The following is an 18,745-nucleotide window of genomic DNA, read 5'->3' as shown; positions in this document are numbered from 1 at the left end:
ACGGCATGAGCATACTTACATTGCGTCACGATATTCTGGCCAGGCAACCGCATCGGACTGCCCCGAATCTGGCGACGCAAACAGACTGCCCTGAAAGTTGATCACGCCCGCGGCTTCCAGCCACATCCACTCTTCCGCTTTCACGATGCCTGCGGCAATTACCGTGATTTCTAATGCTGAACAGCATTTGATGATCGCCTGAACAACTGCCTGTTTCGGGCCGCTTCGATGAACATCCGTGGTGATACTGGAATCAATACGAATGCGATCGGGCTGAATGTGGGTCAGCAATGACAATCCTGCCGAGCCCGCACCGAAGTTATCAACGGACAGGCTGATACCGGCGGCTTTAAGCTCCCTGACAGCCACGGAAAATGCTTCCAGCCGTGAAATAACTTCGGTTTCACTGACGCCAATGACCACCTGCTCCGGCACCAGACCTGAGGCGTTGATGGTTGCAACAATTTTGGCAACGGCGTCCGGCACGACCACCAGCGTCATAGGAAGCAGGCTGACATACAGGGTCATTTCATCCGGACAGGCCCTGCCTGCCATCTCGAAAGCTTTAATCACGGCATCAAGGTCGGCATCATGTAACTTTTTATCCGACCCATTGGGATCGCTGCCGCTGTGGCGCGTATCCGTAATCGCCTCAATAGCCGTCACCTGCCTGGCAAGGGGATCAACAACCGGTCGGAAGGTGATACCCGAAGGAGAGGATTTTGCCGCGCTTGAGGCAGGCGCTTCAGGAATGAATTCCCAGTATTCTGACGGTAATACCTCGTAGTAGTTTTCTTTTTCACGCGCTTCTACGAAGGTACGCAGGAACTGCAGCGCTCTGTCAGCATAGGTCAGCTGATATTTGGAGGTGCCTTTATCGAGAACCGCCTGAAGCACGGTTGAACGATCGTGTTCACGCAAATCGAACAACTCCATTCCGGCGTTACCGAAGCGACGGGATGGCGCGTAGTCACGCATCAGTTCTACCACGTTGTGATGTCGGCGATCGGCACAGATACGTTGGTAAATAGCAAGAACGCCCTCTTCCGGGCCTTCCAGCAACTGGAAGAAATGTGTGCCATTAAACAACAAAATGCCTGTCACTTCATGGGAAGCATTAAGTATGCTGGCATCATCCACCATTCCTGGAAGCGTCTTAACAGGAACGTCATCCGAAATGTGGCTGCGATAAATAATGGTGGTCAGCAAAGGGCAGCTCCAACGTCGTCGTGATTGTAGAAGATAGCTTATCAGTTATTGTCCAAACATGCAGGTATCGGTTCGCGAACAGGCACAATAATTTACATTAATATACTACGGTGACGACGCTTCATCGCGGCACGATCCGGATTAATCTTGTGGCGTCGTGAAACCTATTCATTAAGGTTATTTATTTAAAAATGCCTATTCACCGTAAAGATCCCGACATAGCTTATTGGTTGACTTTAACGCCTCGTTATCGCCCGCCATTGAGACAAGATAATGCCTTGTATTAGCTGACATTGCAGACGTAACCATTGAGTGCCATCCCGTCAGGCGGCGTAATGCATAACGCATAAATGACATAAAACCCGGCATGTATACATTAAAAAAAACGAACAATATCTGAAATTTAATTTAGGGCTGAATGATAAAATAAAAATGAAACTCTTGATTAAAATGGCCGCACTATTATTTATAATATTTCAGCGTCAAACTTCTTAACCAAAAAACAACGCCAAAAAAACGGATACAATTTGCATTAAGTAAAAAGACATGAAAACTTTATAATTCCTACCCTCACTCTCCACAAGAAATAAATTAATTGCTTTTGCCTTTTATATTGATTGGGTTTTATTTCCAGCATTTGTCGTACACTCTTTTTTTGCAGTTCTATTCAGCAAACGGGCAGGAGCGGGAATGTCTATGGAATACACTAAAAAGGAACCTCACCGCACCAGTGAAAAAAATGCACTCAGCATTTCCGATCGCGGCAGGGATGAAGGTCTGAAGAAATTTCTGCGTCTGGCCAGCCAGCTGCTGGGCACCCATGGAAGTTATATTACCGTCCTGACCGATGAACAGCATATTGTTCGCGCCAGTTATAATATTGAGCTGCAAGATTCATCTCGCGAGCAGGCCTTGTGCCGGCACGTGGTCGAAGGCGGCGCAACGGTCGTTGTCACGGATACCTGCCGTGATGCACGTTTTGCTCATCATCCGTTAATAACGCATGCGCCTTTCATTCGCTTTTATGTCGGCACGCCGCTAAAAAACAAAAATGGCCTAATGCTGGGGACGCTGTGCGTAACGGATACGGTACCGCGCCCTTTCGACAACCAGCAAAAAAATATCTTTGAATCCCTGGCAGCGTTAGTTGTCGCATTCCTTGACGCCTGGCACTCTGCGGCTTTTGTCGAACCGGTTACTGGCCTGGCGAATCGGGAACGTCTTGTTCGTGATATACAGCTCCTTGCTAATCTGAACGACACGGCTTCTCGCCGTCTGGTGCTGATTGACTGTATCGATATGTCACGCGCGTTCGAATTATCCCGATCGTTAGGTATGGCATCGCTGGAGTCGTTGCTTAAAGATGTGGCGACGCTTCTGCCTTTACGCCTTCGACCAATTAGTGGCGGTCTGCTTTATACTATCGCCACCGGGCGTTTTGCGATTTTAACCCATACTGACAGCCACATCAGTGCGCGCTGGGTGGTCGAGCGTCTGAATGGAATCAGTGCTGATGTCGGTGATGGTCTGACTATGGCCCTGACCACCTGCGTCGGGCAAACAGATTTTGTTGCCGGTGATGCCCCCGCCAATGAGGTTCTCCGACGAGCAGTCAATGCGCTGGAATATGAGAGTGACCAAAAGGTCTCGCCGTTTCGTCTTGATGAATTAAGCGATTCAGGCTGTGCGCCAGATTTTACCCTGATGAGCGAACTGGCAGAAGCCTTACGACACAATCACGGTTTATATTTAGTTTTCCAGCCCAAGGTATGCCTGAAAAGCGGCAAACCTGTGGGCCTTGAAGCACAGATGCGCTGGCACCATCCGTTGCGCGGCGAACTGCCGGCAGATAATTTTGTCACGCTGGCTGAGGGAACAGAGCTGGACAAACAGCTCACAGCCTGGCTGGTCGACCGCGCTATTTGCCGCCTTAAGCGTCTCCGGCATCACCCTATTCAGTTACCTGTAACGATAAGTCTTCACGAGCGAGATGTTGCTGACGTCGCTTTTGCAGAAAAGCTGGCGGAGAAAATGCTAAAGGCAGGGCTGCCGGTCTCACTGCTCATCATCAAGATAGTGAAAACGGAGCATATCATTGACAGTCCGGCCGCCATGCTGGGGCTGGAAATGCTCAGACGTCTGGGATTCAGTATGTCGTGGGAGGATGCCGCTAAAGGCTATAGCAAAATACGCTACCTTCGCCAAAGCCCGCCTGTCATCATCAAGCTTAATAACGTCCTGGCAAACGCGATCAATGCAAAAATCACTTCACGTCTGATAGCGCACAGTATTTTTAGCACCTTAAAAGAGTTTAATACGATCGTCTTAGCGGATGAAACCGGCTTTCCCGCTGCGACGTCACCCCTTGCCGCTCCCCCGCAAGATAATGATGTCGCATATGAATATTTCAATATCAAGCCCATGGCCGAAACTGAACTGGATGCCTGGCTGCGTTGGAAGTTACCTGGCGAGCCTTCCGGACACTAACGGTTTACCCTTCTGAACGGATTGCGAGGAGAGGTCTGGCCGATTGTTTATTTCTTTGCCAAATAACGTTTATTGTCACGCGCCTGAATACGCGCTTCCACGGGCGAGGGAAAAATATAATTATACAGGTCACGATAGAGGCTCAAATGCTTGATCACGCCTTCACGAATGGTTTTTGTCATATCATTCACTAAAAAGTCACAGGTAGTCTGAAAACTTCCCATTTTAAAAAAGGCTTTATCAAAAACTGTGACTGTTCCTTCCCATTTCATCAGGTACTCATCTCGCGTCGCATCGTGGCTGGCAATAAACAGACCTTTATGGGATTTAACACCGTGGTTGCCAACATACGTCACCGGAGAATCATAACCGCGTTTGCTGCGCCAGCGGCAAAATTCATAAGGAACATCATAATGCGGCAAAATAAAATCGGGGCAGCGAAAGTGCGCGTCGCTTAATAAGCCATCGAGCGTGACAGAAAAATGCAAAAAATCCTGCATGAAATCGAACTGCCGCGTTTTAGTATATTCAACATGGATGTTGAAATTACCGGATAGTACGTACCAGTAATTAGTAAATCCATTGACCAGAATACAAAAAACCTGCCAGTCACTGAGACGACGATCCCCCGCTAACCCTCTGAAACGACTGATCATCAACCTTGATTTTGGATGCTGATACGCTTTAAGTAACGGATCATTCATACCTTTCAGTAACATCAGGCCCACTCCTTAGTAATTTGGCTTATCCTGCCATGTCGTTTTCATCCTGAAAAGGTGGCGTCTTCTGATTATGCGGCCTGAGGCACTGGCCTGACGCTTTCTCGCACGCATCGGCTGTTCCCACATGCTTTATCTCATCGTTTCAGGCACTTTCGGCAAACGCCAGTACGCGCTTGCTGCTGAATGAAAAAGTGTAGAGGGCAGAAACACAATTTCAGAAAAGTTGCGGGTAATGGAGAGCGAGGCTGTGGAAGAAATCAGAAGGGAAAGAGCGCCAGTGCGCATTGCTGATGAAACTGAATAAAATCATGTTTCAATGCGCAATAGATCTTCATATCGCCCTGGCAGGCACGTTGTGCGGCGTATTTGACCGCAGCATATTCATGGCGAATCGCGGGAAAGTGTCGCAAATAATCCCGAAACGCCAGGTGCCGTATGATATGCGGACTCCCCGGGAGAAAAGCATGAATCTGGTGGGTCCGCGCCTGAACACCTTTAGTAAAATAGCGCCTTCCCGGAATACCGTTTTCTCCGCGCGGTTGATAGCCTGCCTGTATTAGCCCAGACTCTGCTGTTGGCGCATCAGGATTCATCACTTCTGCCAGAATATCGATGACAGGTTTGGCTGATAACCCTTCAACAGCCGTACTGCCAATGTGGTGGATAGCCACAAGATGCTCGCCCAATGCCGCCGCGATAACGGCAGCTTCGGTAGAAAAGTGATCCGCCCAGTCGGGCCGGTATTCACGGATAATCAAAGGGAAACGACTCATTGATGCGCATCCGTTCTAGCGCCCTTTTTTCTTACGACCCGGCTGGGTAAAGCGCTTGCGTGACGCCGGTTTATCCTCAGACTTTTCGCCCTGTTTAACGGCATTTTTTGCCGGTTTCTTTGCCGCCGGACTCTTCTGTGGTGTTTTCTTCGCTGGCTTGTCTTCTGAAGAGGAATTTTCGAGTAACTTAAACAGTTCAACCCGTTCATCATCCGTGAGATCGCGCCATTCTCCTAAAGGGATCCCTTTAAGATTGACGTTCATGATGCGCGTGCGTTCAAGCTTAGTCACTTCATAGCCAAAGTGTTTGCACATGCGACGGATTTGCCGGTTAAGCCCCTGAACCAGCGTAATACGAAACACGTAAGGCGCTTCTTTCTTTACTTTGCATTTTTTGGTTACCGTACCCAACATGGGAACACCTGACGCCATGCCCGCGATGAATTCGTCGGTAACAGGCTTATCGACGGTCACCACATATTCCTTTTCGTGGTTGTTGCCGGCACGCAAAATTTTATTGACCAGATCGCCATGGTTGGTCAGGAAAATTAGGCCCTGAGAATCTTTATCAAGCCGACCAATAGGGAAAACGCGCTTGCTGTGATTGACAAAATCACTGATGTTATCGCGCTCGCCTTCTTCCATAGTGGTAATAATGCCGGTTGGCTTGTTCAGCGCAATCAGCACCAAATCATCTTCATCACGTGGCTCAATTAACTGACCATTCACTTTTACGACATCGCCTGCAAAGACCTGGGCACCTACCGCCGCGCGCTTGCCATTGATGAAAACGTTGCCTTGTTCGATAAAGCGATCGGCATCGCGGCGGGAGCATATTCCGCTCTCACTGATGTATTTATTGAGCCGTGTAGATGATTGGGTCAGCATGGTTCCTCCAAAAACGCGCACTATACCTTACCGAAACCCGCTTGCGAAGCGGGATCCGTCAAACTTTCTGAGCCGTTCACCCTCCCTCAGCCAGGTAACGATTTATCTCGTGGCGGTGACCTCAGGACACAGGCCGGGGTATCCGTCAGTCCAGCGCCCGGGTTCATGGGCAAGCAAACTTTTATCGCGTCCCTGCGACAACATCCTCTTAAAAACGAGCGCTCAGGCCCAGGTTCCATGTGACGTCGCGATAATCACGGTCACCCACTACCGTCGAAACAGCGGCAAATGCGGTCACCGCCTCGCCCAAGGGCACATTGGCGCCAACGGCCATATCCACCCAGTCTTTATCCTGGCCGGCGCTGGTGCGCCGGAAGGTGGTGCGGGTAGATTTTAACCCCGCGCTCACGGCTGAGTCGGTGTCGCCAAACTGGTGGTTATAGCTGACCTGCGCCCAGGGGTTTATCCATAATCCTTGGGTGTCGATACGCCAGCCCGCTGCGCCAATCTGTGAGTGCCGCGTTTGATCGGAGAAACGCATGGCGCTGCTGCTGTCGCCCCGTTCCTGATAAGCATCTGCCTGCACGTAGTCCAGTGCATAGCTGGCTACCGGACCGGTAGTGATGACCTCGCCTAACGGTAAATCCCATCCTGTCTGGACGCGCAGCCCCATCAGTTTACCCCCGCTGCTTCCCTGCTCCGTTCGCGTTGCAGGTCCAAGTTTTATCCGCCGTTCTATTGCGTCGTAATCCAGATCCGCATAGTGGACGTCGGCGTTAAGCCAGAGCCGATCCATCAGCTGCAGCTGGCTCCAGAGCGCAACCATATTGCCACGCAGTCGGTAATCATACCGATCAGAGGGATGCTGGCGTTGACTGGCGGTCGACAGCAATGCACCGGCCTGCCAGTTATCGCTCAGTTGATAACCGATGCCCACAGACAGGTTGGCGGTATCGGTGTCGCCATCATTGAAAACATCGTTTTTATTGCGGGCATGCTGACCGGCATAACCGCCAAATACGGTGAACTGACCGGCCTCAGCGGGTTGCTTGCGCTGCTGCTGAAGATGGCCATCCAGTGTGTTGTGCATGTCATGCAGCATGGCCAGCGGGGCCTGCGTCAGCACCGCAACCTGCGCGGGTGCATCCAGAATCGACTGAATGTAGTCGGCAATGATGGCATGTACCGCCGGACTGGGATGAAGGCGATCGGCGAACAGATAATTTTGCTGGGACGAAAAACCTGCTGTTGATGAGGTACAGTCAACGGAGGAGGTTCCGGGCGGACAGGCCATGCCTGCGGTATTACTCAATCCATAAACCGCAGGGTTGTCGATGACTTCACTAAAGAGCCCATTAATATCAACCCGGACGATATTTCCCTGGGTATTTGCCTGCGCGTTTTCCTCCAGCTGATTGTACCGCGCCGTCAAGGCTGCCGCCTGAGCGCTCAGCTGTTGCCAGGCGGCGAATAACTGCTGCGCGAGCAGATCGCGAACCGCCGGGACACCGGAGAGTTGTCCGGCTGCCTGATTGAACGCAGCCTGAATAGCCTGCTGTCTGGCGGCACTGTTGGGCGTTGCGGCAGCATCCAGTGACTGAAAGGCAGCGGACACGGCTGCGGCACTAAACGGCTGAAGAATCGCCTCGATCAGTGCGGGTGTGGCGCCTACGTTAGGGACTGTCGGCACAATCACGGTGCCAGCGCCAGCATTGAGCAGCGCTTTCACCTGACTGGCGGCCGCACCGGCACTGTTGTCAATGAGGGTGGTTGCCAGCGGAGGAAGCGCAACGGCTGCGGCCAGGTCGTTACCGCCTATCCAGTGAATATATAATCCGTTGGGATCGGCCCGACCGTTGGTCGATGCGAGGTAACGCGCCACCTGATCCTGAGTATTAAACTGCGGATTAATAGCGGGTACGGCAACGGCCCCGCCTGCCGCGTAGTTGCTGCCGCCCTGGGAAGAAGGCTGGAGCGTAAGCCCTGCCTGCCGCGCAAGGATTTCGTCATACAGCGGATTGGTTGCAGAATTATAGGTAAACCGCCCCACATTTCCGGTATCGCTCAGGCTGTCACCGAATACGGTAAGACTGTCCCATGCCATGGCCGGCAGCGGTGTTGTCAGGGCACTCACCGTGGCCAGCGCCACTAAGGATACAGGAAACCACACACGCGCTCTCTTCATCATTTGCTCCGCTCAGGGATGTAACAAGGATGGATAAATCGAAGAACAGCAAATAACATCACGGCTCAGTAATAGCCGTTGAGAGTGAAAGGCTCCAGGTAAAAGCTGGGATGCGCTCGCAAAAACGAAAACTTTTTTTAAAATTCCGAAAAGTGCCAGCCACAGCCGCACCTGAGTCCGGAGCGCGAAAAACGTGCCCGGCGAGGCCAGGACGGAGGCAATGTCGTCAACCCTGGCGGCCGTGGACAGGCCTCATCAGGTTGGAACTGTGTGAGACCCAACGAAGGCGCTATTTTTTAGCCGCAGGCTTAAGCCCGCGGTAAAGGTCCTGCAGTCTTTTCATGGTTTTCACGGTGCGGTCAGGCAGGGAGGAGGCAACCGACAAAATCATCATCTCCAGGCAAACCATTACGGTGCCATGGAGCGGAATTCGCCCCTTCTCTCCACCGCGTGGAACGTTGATTACCACATCCGCTTCGCGGGCAAAAAAGGAGTCAGTGGCATTCGTGAGTAAAATAATGGGCACGCCGAGTCTTTTGGCTTCACGCACCACGGTGCTTCCCTCACGGTGGGCAGACTTCTGCGCCATCATGATCAGCACATCGCCGCGCTGCAAGGCCAGCATTTGCTCCGCCAGCGCTATCCCTGCCCGATTAAGTGAGAATGACGCCAGGCCGATTCGGTTTAACAGACGGGCGCTGTAGTCCGCAAGGATGCCTGAGGCATTGATGCCAAAAATGGCAACCTGACGGGCTTCGATCATCAATCCGGTAGCCTCGGCCAGCGCCTGACGGTTTTGCTCAGAGGATAAAACATGGCAGGCATGAAGATGCCCCTGCAAAACAAAGTCTATTGACGAGGTGACATCACGCGTTACGTCGTTGACCGTGGTTGTCATCTTCTCCTCTGACGACATGCCAGGGCCGAACCAGGCCTGCAGCACTTTTTTCAGATCGCGTAAGCCCGAAAACCCCAGCGCCTGAATTGCGCGGATAACGGTGGCGTCAGAGGTATGATTGGCGTCAGCAATATCCATCGCCGTGCTGTCAAGCACCGTTTCCCGGTTGCTATTGATGTAATGCGCGACAGCCAGAAGGCGTGGAGAGAGTTGATGCTCACGTGACCGGATACGCTCACCCACGATATCAACGCGGCTTTTAGTCTGCATTGCGATGATCGTCCGCCTTATCATTTTCACTAGTAAACATGTGATGTTATTCCCGCACGTATTGATCCTGAAGCGACATGAGTGCCGGAAACATGAATGCAGAAGGCCCCAATAAGCCGGATAAAGGATAATGTTTCTCATTTCCCGCCTGCAGATAATGGCCCTGCACAATGTAGTCAGCAAGCAATTTTATCGCCCACAGGATCCTCCTCCTGGGACAGCTTACGCGTTCACTCGCCCAGCATGAATTAAAAAAAGCATTAAATTCAATGTATAAAGTCATTCACGCACCGCTTTTACTGCATGCCAGGTAACATTTCAGAATGTAGTGAAAACCCTCTCTTTTCTGTTTACTACTACATCAGCCAATGATTGAATGATTATCAATTACAAAAAAGCGAGGGCGAGGTGATGAGGTTATCTGCCCGTCGCTGAATAAATACACGCAATACACAGGGTTATTCCCTTTATTTCTGTCATTGATGATCAGCGAAAAAATAATGAAAAAACGTTCCAACGAGATTAAAAACCTGGGGATCCAGCAGGCAGTCATGCTGGCGATGTGTTCTGGCGCGCTGCTTGCCTCGGGTAAAGGCCTGGCGGCGGTCAGTGATAATACGGTGACGGTAACCAGTGACGCAGATCGTCACGATGGCTACACCATCCCCACCACCAGCGTGGCCAGCAAAGCCCCGGTGGCGCGTCTGGATGAGGCACAGTCTGTCAGTACCGTGACAAAACAACAGCTTGATGACTACCAGGCCAGCAGCCTGAGTGATGCAATGCGTTTTGTCAGTGGCGTGTCTGAAGCAAACACCCTGGCAGGCACGGAAGATGGCTTTGTGCGGCGCGGTTTTGGGAGTAATTCTGATGGGTCTGTTTATCGCGACGGCATCCGCAGCAGCCAGGGACTCAATCTGGATGCCACCACGGAACGCGTCGAGGTGCTAAAGGGTTCGGCTTCGTTACTCTACGGTATTCAGAATCCCGGTGGGATCATCAACGTGATCAGCAAAAAGCCGCAATATTCCTGGCACTCAGCGGTCAGTGGCCGCTACGCAAGCGAAGGCGGCGGTGCCGGTACGCTGGATGTTACGGGCCCACTGGGCAACGGCGTTGCCTTCAGGCTCATCGCGGAAAAACAACGCCAGGATTACTGGCGTAACTTTGGCAGTGATGAACACTCGCTGCTGGCTCCCTCTCTTCAGTGGTATGGGGAGAAGGCCAGCCTGTTAATCAGTTACAGCGATTATCGTTATGATATTCCCTACGATCGCGGCACCGCGTTTATCAACGGCTCACCCCTCTCACTGCCCTACAAACAGCGGCTGGACGATAAAGCCAATCATGCCTGGGGACGCAATCAGGCGCTGAACGCCCATTATGACTGGCAGTTCAACGACAGCTGGAGCACGCGCCTGACGCTTGGCTGGAATCAGCGCCGTTATGACAATAATGAGGTGCGGGTAACGGCCATTGATCCTGCCAGCGGCGTTGTCACCCGGCGCGCGGATGCCAATCGCGGCTTTAATCAAAAAACCAAATACGTTTCCTGGGATGTTCTGGGCAATCCGGAACTTTTTGGCATGACGCATGCGCTGGTGTTTGGCACCGATTATGAAATGAACCAAACCTACCGGGCGCATCAGTATCAGGGCAAGAATGACAGGCGCTTCAACTATTTCAATCCGGTTTATGACATGCTGTCTCCCGTCACCGACAGCACGACAGAGAATACGGCGAATGCCAACAACTTAAACCGTATCCACAGCCGCTCGGTTTATGTCAAAGACAGTATTTCGCTGACATCCGACTGGATCGCCGTCGTGGGCGGGCGTTACCAACATTATGAGCAACGGGCTTCAAAAGGTTTTAACCCGGTCGTTCAGACACTGGATGATGAAGGGAATAAATTCCTGCCGCAGGCCGGGCTGATTTATAAAATCACGCCAGATATTTCGCTCTACACCAGCATAAGTAAATCCTTTACCCCGTCAACCGATGTTGATGATGCGGGCAATGTGAGTCAACCCGAACAGGGAACGACATGGGAAGCAGGGAGCAAATGGCAAATCACCCCTCGCCTTTTCGCCTCGGTCGCCTTCTACAACATTGATGAAAGGCAGATGTCGTTGAGCATTAACGGCACCACCCGCCCTATTAACAAGGCGCGGTCTCAAGGGGTTGAGCTTGAGGTTAATGGTGAAGTGGCGCCCGACTGGGACATCAGTGCCAATTACAGTTATGACAATGCCGAAATCGTCGATGACAGAATTAATCCGGCCAACAGCGGCCATCGCCTACAGAATGCACCTGAACATGCCGGGGCGCTTTACCTCAGTCATAACCTGGTGATAAGCAGTTTACCCGGTGATTTTCGTGTAGGTGGTGGCGCACGCTATGTTGGCAGTCGCGCCGGCGATCCGGATAACAGCTTCTCTTTGCCGGATTACGTTGTCGCTGACGGCTTTATTGCCTGGAACAATCAGCTACTGGGTAAAAAAACGCAGTTAAGACTGAATCTTAATAACCTGTTTAACAAACACTACTACACGTCGAGCGGCGGTAACCTGCGCGTACGTGAAGGTGAAACCCGTAACCTGATGGTGCAAGCCCGTGTTGAATTCTAATCCCTGCAAAACATTCTGGCGGCTCCTGCTCCTGCTGCTCTCCATGACAGTCAGCAGCGTCGCCTGGGGCAAGACGATTACTGATATCAATGGCGATCGGGTTGATATTCCCGATCGTCCTCAGCGTATTGTTCTTGGCGAAAGCAGAATGTTGTACACCTTCGCCATGCTAGAACCCGGCAATCCGTTCAAAAGGCTGGTCGGCTGGCCACAAGATCTGAAGAAGTATGACCGGCAAACATGGAATATTTTTGCGCACAAATTTCCAGAGATGCTCAGCATACCGTCGTTAGGTTTTGATGGAATAAATGATATTAATCCTGAACAGGTGATTGCGTTAAAACCAGACGTGGTGATCCTGCCCGAGCTCGCCCGCAGCAGTGATGCCGGGCAACGGCTGGAAAAGGCGTTGAAAGCGGCAAACATTCCCGTGGTTAAAATCGATTTGCGGGTCCATTTACTGCAAAACACCATGCGGAGTGTTGCCATCCTTGGGGATGTACTGGATCAGCCACAGCGTGCATCGGCGTTCAACCAGTTTTATCAGCAACATATGCAGGTTATTCAGCAGCGCCTTGCCCGTTATCAAGGCTCTAAACCTACCGTGCTGTTACAGCTCCACTTGGGCCGCCGCAATGAATGTTGCGTCACCGCTGTGAATGGCAGTCTCGGCGAGGTGTTGTCGCTGGCAGGGGGAGATAACATTGCCGGTAAAACCCTGGCTGGCGTTTTTGGCCGACTGAATGAAGAAGCCGTGATTGTCGCGCATCCGGATTTTTATTTTGCGACAGGTAGCGGAGACAGCGGCGATTCATCGGATCTGAAGATCGGTCCCGCCATCAGTTCGGCTGAAACACGCGCGTCCCTGATCCAGCTGACTGCGCAACAAAATGGCCTTAAGCAGCTTCGGGCCCTTCATAACGGTCATGCTGCCGCGCTGTGGCACAACTTTTATCTCAGCCCGTGGCACGTTGCGGCAGCGGAATTTTTTGCTAAAACCCTTTATCCGGATCGGTTTAAAGACGTTGATCCGGAACACACCCTGCAGCAGATATTCACCACGTTCCTGCCTGTTCCCTATTCAGGAACCTACTTTTATTCGCTGGAGAAAGCATCGCCTTAAAGCGCGGTCTGGCGGCAGACTGAACATCGCGCCGCCAGAACCGGCTGGTATAATATCAGTGTTGGTTTTTGACCCTTACGATATCGGCCATCACTGATAACGCTATCTCCGCAGGCGTTTTACTGCCAATGGCCAAACCTATCGGTGCCTGAATCCTGGCCAGCTCATCCTCAGCCAATCCGGCTATCGTCGTTAAGCGTGCCTTACGCTTAGCGCTGTTTTTTACCGATCCCATGATGCCGATATAAAAAGCGTGCGTATTGACCGCTTCCATCATGGTTAACTCATCAATACGGGGATCGTGTGTTAACGACACAATGGCAACAGCAGCATGGGCACCGTTTAACTCCAGCCAGCGCGCAGGATGCTGCGGCACAATCGTCACGTTGTCTTCACCCGAAAAATGACGCTCCAGTTCACTTAACATTGCCGAACGGTGCTCACAGACGCGCACATGAAAACCCAGAAATTGCCCAAGACGAATGCATTCAAACGCAACCGTGGAATACCCTGCCACCAACAGTTCAGGAATCGCGCCGACTGGCAACACGATGTCGGCGTCCTGATAGCTAAGCACGGGTAAGGCGGCCGACGTTGCAACCCTCTCCCACGATGCGCGCTCGCCCACGGACAACTTTTTGATCATCCGGGTTTGGCCGATAAGCGCCTGATGCATCGCACTTAACAACGCGCCACTGAGCATGTCAGGAAGCAGATGTTCCACCAGCACGTCCAGACGGCCGCCACAAGGCAACTGCACCCGGGTTTGCCGTCCGCCATCACCATATCGGACAACCTGGCTGCTTATCCGGTAATGCCCTTCCGCCAGACGTGCCAGGAAATCTTCTTCGATGCAGCCGCCAGAAAGCGAGCCACAGCAATCACCGCAGGCGTTAATCGCCATTATTGTCCCCGGCGCGCGTGGGGACGAACCCCAGGTGCGAAGTACGGTGCACAGCCAAATCGCCTGTCCCGCCTGATGCCAGTTCAAGGCCGTTTCGATAACCCGCTGATCCAGCGTAATCATGAGCTGCTCCTTACTCGCAGTAAGTCTTCCGGGTAATCAATATCCTCCAGGCAGCCCCGATCGCTGAGCGGCACATAGCGGATTTGCTGGTTTAACAGCAAATGTTGTGCCCCCGTATCGCCTGAAAGCTGTTGCAGCGCGGGAAAAAATGCTCGCTGGAAGCCAACCGGATGGCCTGGCTGTCCTTTGACCCACGGGCGTACAAGCGGTGAAGCATGCAACGCCTGCTCCACCGCCTGATAGCTGTCAGTCGTGACAAAAGGCATATCGCCGAGCGCGATAATGACGGCATCATAGTCCAGGCAGGCGCTGACGCCTGCTGCTATGGAATCTCCCAGCCCCTGACTGACACAGAAAACAGCACGCACGTTGTCCAGCAGCACATGAATAGCCTTATCTTCCGGGCGCGTCACAACAATGATATCCATACCGCTTGCCCTTGCCTGTTCCAGCGAATGCCGGAGGACGGCTTTTCCTTGCAGTACCGCCAGCAGTTTATGCTGGCCGCTTGCCTGTCGAAACCGGCGGCTCATCCCCGCCGCCGTGAGCACAATCGCCGTCTTCACATCCGCCTTCCCGGCAACCTCGCTACCCATATTTAAAGGATTTTATCCAGCGTGATGGGTAAATCCCTGACGCGCTTACCGGTCGCGTGATAAACCGCATTGCTGATAGCCGCAGCCACGCCCACGATGCCCAGTTCACCGACCGTTTTTCCGCCCATGCTGGTGGCCTGATAATCAGGCTCGCCGACATCAATGGTGGTGATCTCGGGAATATCCGCATTCACTGGAATCAGATAATCGGCAAGATTATTGTTAATCACCCGACCATTACGCGGATCGATAATGCCTCCTTCGAGTAATGCCTGACCTACCCCCATGATCATGCCGCCCACCCACTGACTTCGGGCGAGTTTAGGATTATAAAGTCGGCCACTGTCGAAGGCCGCGACCATACGTTTCAACCGTATGGTGCCAAAGTCTTCGTCCACCCGCACCTCAACAAACTGTGCGCTCCAGCTGTGGGCCGAGACCGTATCCGGTCGGCTCATTTCATTCAGGCTACCGGTAACGCTGTCCCGTTCCTGCGCAGACATGTCCGGTGAAAACGTGCCGCCTTCAACGCTGAGCCCATTAAGGTTAGCCAGCTTAAGCAGCGCCCCCAAATCAATGGCCTGAGACGGTTTAGCCGTGAGATGGATGCCACCCTGGGCCAGAGTGAGTTGGTCATGCGAAATGCCGGCAAGAGGGGAACCTGAGGTCTGACTGGCCAACGCCAGTAAACGGGCGCGCAGCTTTTTCGCGGTATCGTCTACGGCAGCGGTCAGATTCCCTGCCAGCTGGGAGCCGCCCGATACGCCAGCCCGGGGCAGTTGCGTATCGCCTAATTCAACATCAATGCGCTGTGAATCAACGCCCAGAATATCTGCGGCGGTTTGCGCCAGTATGGTGTAAGTGCCGGTACCAATATCCGCTCCTGCGCACTGCACAACGAACTGACCTTGCGGAGAAAGCAGGATTTTAGCTTCCGCTGGCATGGTGTTGACCGGGTAGGTCCCCGAGGCCATTCCCCAGCCAATCAGTTCGCGTCCTTCACGCATCGATCGGGGTGCCATGACGCGTTTATCCCAACCAAACGCCTCAGCCCCTTTTTGGTAGGCCTCTTTAAGCCGACGTGAACTCCAGGGAAGATCTTTTTGGTAATCACGATCGGCCCAGTTAAGTAGCCGAAAAGCCAGGGGATCAAGATCCAGTGCGTAAGCCATCTCATCCATCGCCACTTCAAGACCGAACGCGCTGGGGTTTTCACCCGGTGCGCGCATCCAGCCAGGCGTCACCGTATTAATAGGTCTGACCTGATGTTGGGCAGAGAGGTTTTCGATGGCATACATGCGGCCAGTGACCTTGCTGCAGTTTTCGGCGAACACGTCAATAAGTGATGTCTCACTAAAACTGCGCAGGATAACGGACTGAATCTTTCCTTCCCGCGTCGCCCCCATTTCCAGCTGTTGTGAGGTTGCCGGACGTCCGCCCAAACCCGTGAAGGTTTGCGGTCGCGTCAGTGACACACGAACCGGACGATTGAGCGCGCGCGAGGCCACACAGGCCAGCGCAACATGTGTGTAAGGCACGGGCTTAGAACCGAAGCCGCCCCCCACATAGGGCGAAATGATACGCACCTGTTTGGGTGAGATGCCCATCCATTCCGCAATTTCGACCTGGGCGCCCATCACCCACTGGCTGGGTTCCCAGACGGTCATATGATCGTTCTCCCATTGTGCAATACAGCCATGGGGTTCCATGGGCATATTGTATTCACGCGGGGTCGTGTAGCGCTGATTGATGCGGACTTCAGACTGGTTCATGGCGCTCTGCGCATCACCCATCTCAATATCCTGAGGTGGGAGCGGCTTGGGTTCCACCCCTTCATCTGTCGGTGATATCAGCGCAGGCGTGGTGTCATAGTCAATCTCTACCAGCGAAGCTGCGTAAGTTGCCTGTTCGAAGGTTTCGGCCACCACCAGGCCAATGTTCTGACCGTTGTGAATAATCACGTCATCCTGGATCGGCGTATAGGTTGTCTGCGCGGCGCCCCCGTCAGCGATTGCCGTCGGCTGATGAATTTTCAGTGAATTGAGATGCGTATAAACGGCGATAACACCCGCTGCGCTTTCTGCTTTAGTGGTATCCATGTGTCTGATGCGACCGCTGGCGACGGTGGACTGGATGACCACGCCGTGCACAGCATTCTCGGGTGTATGTTCGATCGCGTAACGCGCTTTTCCTGTCACTTTAACCTCACCATCACCCCGGGTGCGCGGCGTTCCCAGTCCTGACAGGCTTGCGGGTGCGCGGCGATAGCGTTCGTTGTGATCGCCTGTGGAATCCACGGCGTTCCCACTGTGAAGCAGGTCGTTTTGGTCATGGGTCATACGATTTCTCCTGCCGCCATCAAGGCGCGTGCGATTACCCGCGGTGTAAGCTGTATTTTATGCGCATTCCCGGAGAGTGCCTGTGTTTCCTGGTTAATCAGCTCTGCAGCCTCATACAGCGTTTGGTGCTCAAAAGGCTGTCCTGTCAGTGCCTGTTCAATGCGGCGCGCGCGCCAGGGTTTTGTTGCCACACCACCTAAAGCAATATGGACCGTTTCGATCATTCCCTGATTAAGCGTGAGTCCAACGGCTGCACTGGCGCTGGCGAATTCGTAGGAGGTGCGATCGCGGACTTTTAAATAGTGAGACTGCTTAAGCGCCGGGGAGCATGGGATCTCAATGGCTACGATGATTTCATCCGCCAGCAACGCATGTTCATGATGGGGTGTATCACCTGGCAGAAGAAAGAAATCTTCAATCTGAATGCGTCGGCTCTGCTGCTGGCTGTTTTGCACCACAACCGTTGCATCGAATGCCGTCAGAGCGACCGCCAGGTCGCCGGGATAAACCGCCACACAGTGGTCGCTGTTTCCCAGAATAGCGTGGTTGGTATTCACACCATGCCGCGCAGCGCAGCCGGAGCCAGGCACGCGTTTATTGCACGCAGAGAAGGTGGCCGGATCGCGATAATACGCGCAGCGTGTGCGCTGGCATAAATTGCCGCCGATAGTAGCCATGTTGCGAATCTGAGGCGACGCCGCCTGCCATAAGCTGCCGTACAAAGCCGGCGCCTCGCGTTCACAGGCCGGATGATTCGCCAGCTCACTCATAGTGACCAGAGCGCCAATGGTGATGTTATCCTGACCAAAATCAATCGCAGACAGGTTGGGTAATCCAGCGATATCAGTGAGCCGGGACGGCGTAAAGACACCACATTTCATTAAATCGAGTTGTGTCGTCCCACCCGCGATAAGATGATTTTGGGGATGTTGTTTGGCGCCAGCAGCATCCTCAACGGACTGCGCAACCTGCCAGTGAAATTCATTCATCGTGCCTCCTCCGCCATTTCCGCCGCGGCCTGTTTAATGGCATCAAGAATGAAAGGATAAGCACCGCAGCGGCAGAGGTTGCCACTCATATATTCCCGAATTTCGTCGTCAGAACCGGTATGGCCTTCTTTGATACAGGCCACCGCAGACATAATCTGACCTGGCGTACAGTAGCCGCACTGGAAACCATCATGCTCAATAAAACAGCGTTGCACCGGGTGCAGTTCACCCGAGGACTGTTCCAGACCTTCAATTGTGGTCACGGCTTTACCTTGCGTCTGCACGGCCAGTGTCAGACAACTCAGTACCCGCTGCTCGTTTACCAGTACGGTACAGGCACCGCACTGCCCCTGATCGCACCCTTTCTTGGTACCGGTCAGGTTAAGATGATCGCGCAGCGCATCTAATAAGGTTACGCGAGGATCGATGCTGATCTGTTGGGTCTGACCATTGACCTGCATCGTTAACGGTATTGTTTCTGACATTGTCTTTTTCCCATGGTTGCAGGGCCGGTTAGGTGATCGGTTACTTATACATAACGGGCGAGATAAGAACGGGGAAAGCCGGATAACCCTGATGTTTACATGCGTATGTACGTCATTAGGTTTA

General features: G+C 52.9%; 14 protein-coding genes. 3 read left to right on the top strand and 11 right to left on the bottom strand.

Translation table 11 applies throughout. The features are described 5' to 3' along the window. Positions 1-15: 15 nt before the first annotated feature. Positions 16-1,209 carry a diguanylate phosphodiesterase gene (locus tag AAIE03_RS20830; protein WP_014333035.1) on the bottom strand — a complete coding sequence of 398 codons (1,194 nt, stop codon included), beginning with the start codon at positions 1,207-1,209 and terminating at the stop codon, positions 16-18. A 690-nt stretch (positions 1,210-1,899) separates the two neighbouring features. Here AAIE03_RS20830 and AAIE03_RS20825 point away from each other — a divergent pair. Then, on the top strand, positions 1,900-3,696 hold the full coding sequence (locus AAIE03_RS20825) for a sensor domain-containing phosphodiesterase (RefSeq protein ID WP_498563176.1): 1,797 nt from the start codon (positions 1,900-1,902) through the stop codon (positions 3,694-3,696). A 47-nt stretch (positions 3,697-3,743) separates the two neighbouring features. Here the strand turns inward: AAIE03_RS20825 and AAIE03_RS20820 are convergent, their stop codons facing one another. The 5 genes from AAIE03_RS20820 to AAIE03_RS20800 form a co-directional block, all read right to left on the bottom strand. Next, positions 3,744-4,415 (bottom strand): hypothetical protein, encoded by a 672-nt coding sequence (locus AAIE03_RS20820; RefSeq protein WP_014333033.1) that lies wholly within the window; start codon positions 4,413-4,415, stop codon positions 3,744-3,746. Positions 4,416-4,675: 260 nt separating this feature from the next. Beyond that, positions 4,676-5,191: a GrpB family protein gene (locus tag AAIE03_RS20815; RefSeq protein ID WP_272848784.1), complete on the bottom strand. Its 516-nt coding sequence runs from the start codon at positions 5,189-5,191 to the stop codon at positions 4,676-4,678. Positions 5,192-5,206: 15 nt separating this feature from the next. Continuing rightward, complete coding sequence (gene rluF / locus AAIE03_RS20810) at positions 5,207-6,079, bottom strand: 23S rRNA pseudouridine(2604) synthase RluF (RefSeq protein WP_014598194.1); 873 nt, start codon at positions 6,077-6,079, stop codon at positions 5,207-5,209. A 208-nt stretch (positions 6,080-6,287) separates the two neighbouring features. Continuing rightward, a complete protein-coding gene (locus AAIE03_RS20805) occupies positions 6,288-8,264 on the bottom strand; it encodes an autotransporter outer membrane beta-barrel domain-containing protein (protein WP_105083238.1) in 1,977 nt (658 codons plus the stop codon). Between the two features lie 289 nt (positions 8,265-8,553). Continuing rightward, entirely contained in the window at positions 8,554-9,432 is an 879-nt protein-coding gene (locus AAIE03_RS20800) for a MurR/RpiR family transcriptional regulator (RefSeq protein WP_014598196.1), read from the bottom strand. 500 nt (positions 9,433-9,932) lie between these two features. On the opposite strand from AAIE03_RS20800, the gene AAIE03_RS20795 reads away from it, so the two are divergent. After that, positions 9,933-12,062 carry a TonB-dependent siderophore receptor gene (locus AAIE03_RS20795; RefSeq protein ID WP_498563175.1) on the top strand — a complete coding sequence of 710 codons (2,130 nt, stop codon included), beginning with the start codon at positions 9,933-9,935 and terminating at the stop codon, positions 12,060-12,062. After that, positions 12,049-13,185, top strand: coding sequence for an ABC transporter substrate-binding protein (locus tag AAIE03_RS20790; RefSeq protein ID WP_423461489.1), 1,137 nt, complete (start codon positions 12,049-12,051; stop codon positions 13,183-13,185). Before AAIE03_RS20795 ends, AAIE03_RS20790 begins: the two co-directional genes overlap by 14 nt. 55 nt (positions 13,186-13,240) lie before the next feature. On the opposite strand, the gene AAIE03_RS20785 is transcribed toward AAIE03_RS20790, so the two are convergent. The 5 genes from AAIE03_RS20785 to AAIE03_RS20765 are packed head-to-tail and all read right to left on the bottom strand — an operon-like array spanning position 13,241 to position 18,621. Beyond that, complete coding sequence (locus AAIE03_RS20785) at positions 13,241-14,212, bottom strand: XdhC family protein (RefSeq protein ID WP_105077514.1); 972 nt, start codon at positions 14,210-14,212, stop codon at positions 13,241-13,243. Then, positions 14,209-14,808 carry a nucleotidyltransferase family protein gene (locus AAIE03_RS20780; protein WP_013028040.1) on the bottom strand — a complete coding sequence of 200 codons (600 nt, stop codon included), beginning with the start codon at positions 14,806-14,808 and terminating at the stop codon, positions 14,209-14,211. Before AAIE03_RS20780 ends, AAIE03_RS20785 begins: the two co-directional genes overlap by 4 nt. 2 nt (positions 14,809-14,810) lie before the next feature. After that, complete coding sequence (locus AAIE03_RS20775; protein WP_498563174.1) at positions 14,811-17,147, bottom strand: xanthine dehydrogenase family protein molybdopterin-binding subunit; 2,337 nt, start codon at positions 17,145-17,147, stop codon at positions 14,811-14,813. Next, the gene (locus tag AAIE03_RS20770) at positions 17,144-18,136 is read right to left on the bottom strand and encodes an FAD binding domain-containing protein (RefSeq protein WP_013028038.1); all 993 of its coding nucleotides are present in this window, start codon (positions 18,134-18,136) and stop codon (positions 17,144-17,146) included. The genes AAIE03_RS20775 and AAIE03_RS20770 overlap by 4 nt, the downstream gene beginning before the upstream one ends. Continuing rightward, positions 18,133-18,621, bottom strand: a complete 489-nt coding sequence (locus AAIE03_RS20765; RefSeq protein WP_014333021.1) for a (2Fe-2S)-binding protein — start codon at positions 18,619-18,621, stop codon at positions 18,133-18,135. The genes AAIE03_RS20770 and AAIE03_RS20765 overlap by 4 nt, the downstream gene beginning before the upstream one ends. Positions 18,622-18,745 lie beyond the last annotated feature (124 nt).

The organism is Pantoea sp. Ae19-2, assembly GCF_059801205.1.
Note: the sequence above shows the minus strand (reverse complement) of the source record. Positions and strands in the feature narration are given on the sequence as shown.

Excerpts from the sequence above, each read along its gene's own strand:
- AAIE03_RS20825 (WP_498563176.1), top strand. The coding sequence starts at position 1,900 with ATGTCTATGGAATACACTAAAAAGGAACCTCACCGCACCAGTGAAAAA.
- AAIE03_RS20820 (WP_014333033.1), bottom strand. The coding sequence starts at position 4,415 with ATGTTACTGAAAGGTATGAATGATCCGTTACTTAAAGCGTATCAGCAT.
- AAIE03_RS20815 (WP_272848784.1), bottom strand. The coding sequence starts at position 5,191 with ATGAGTCGTTTCCCTTTGATTATCCGTGAATACCGGCCCGACTGGGCG.
- rluF (WP_014598194.1), bottom strand. The coding sequence starts at position 6,079 with ATGCTGACCCAATCATCTACACGGCTCAATAAATACATCAGTGAGAGC.
- AAIE03_RS20805 (WP_105083238.1), bottom strand. The coding sequence starts at position 8,264 with ATGAAGAGAGCGCGTGTGTGGTTTCCTGTATCCTTAGTGGCGCTGGCC.
- AAIE03_RS20800 (WP_014598196.1), bottom strand. The coding sequence starts at position 9,432 with ATGCAGACTAAAAGCCGCGTTGATATCGTGGGTGAGCGTATCCGGTCA.
- AAIE03_RS20795 (WP_498563175.1), top strand. The coding sequence starts at position 9,933 with ATGAAAAAACGTTCCAACGAGATTAAAAACCTGGGGATCCAGCAGGCA.
- AAIE03_RS20785 (WP_105077514.1), bottom strand. The coding sequence starts at position 14,212 with ATGATTACGCTGGATCAGCGGGTTATCGAAACGGCCTTGAACTGGCAT.
- AAIE03_RS20780 (WP_013028040.1), bottom strand. The coding sequence starts at position 14,808 with ATGGGTAGCGAGGTTGCCGGGAAGGCGGATGTGAAGACGGCGATTGTG.
- AAIE03_RS20775 (WP_498563174.1), bottom strand. The coding sequence starts at position 17,147 with ATGACCCATGACCAAAACGACCTGCTTCACAGTGGGAACGCCGTGGAT.
- AAIE03_RS20770 (WP_013028038.1), bottom strand. The coding sequence starts at position 18,136 with ATGAATGAATTTCACTGGCAGGTTGCGCAGTCCGTTGAGGATGCTGCT.
- AAIE03_RS20765 (WP_014333021.1), bottom strand. The coding sequence starts at position 18,621 with ATGTCAGAAACAATACCGTTAACGATGCAGGTCAATGGTCAGACCCAA.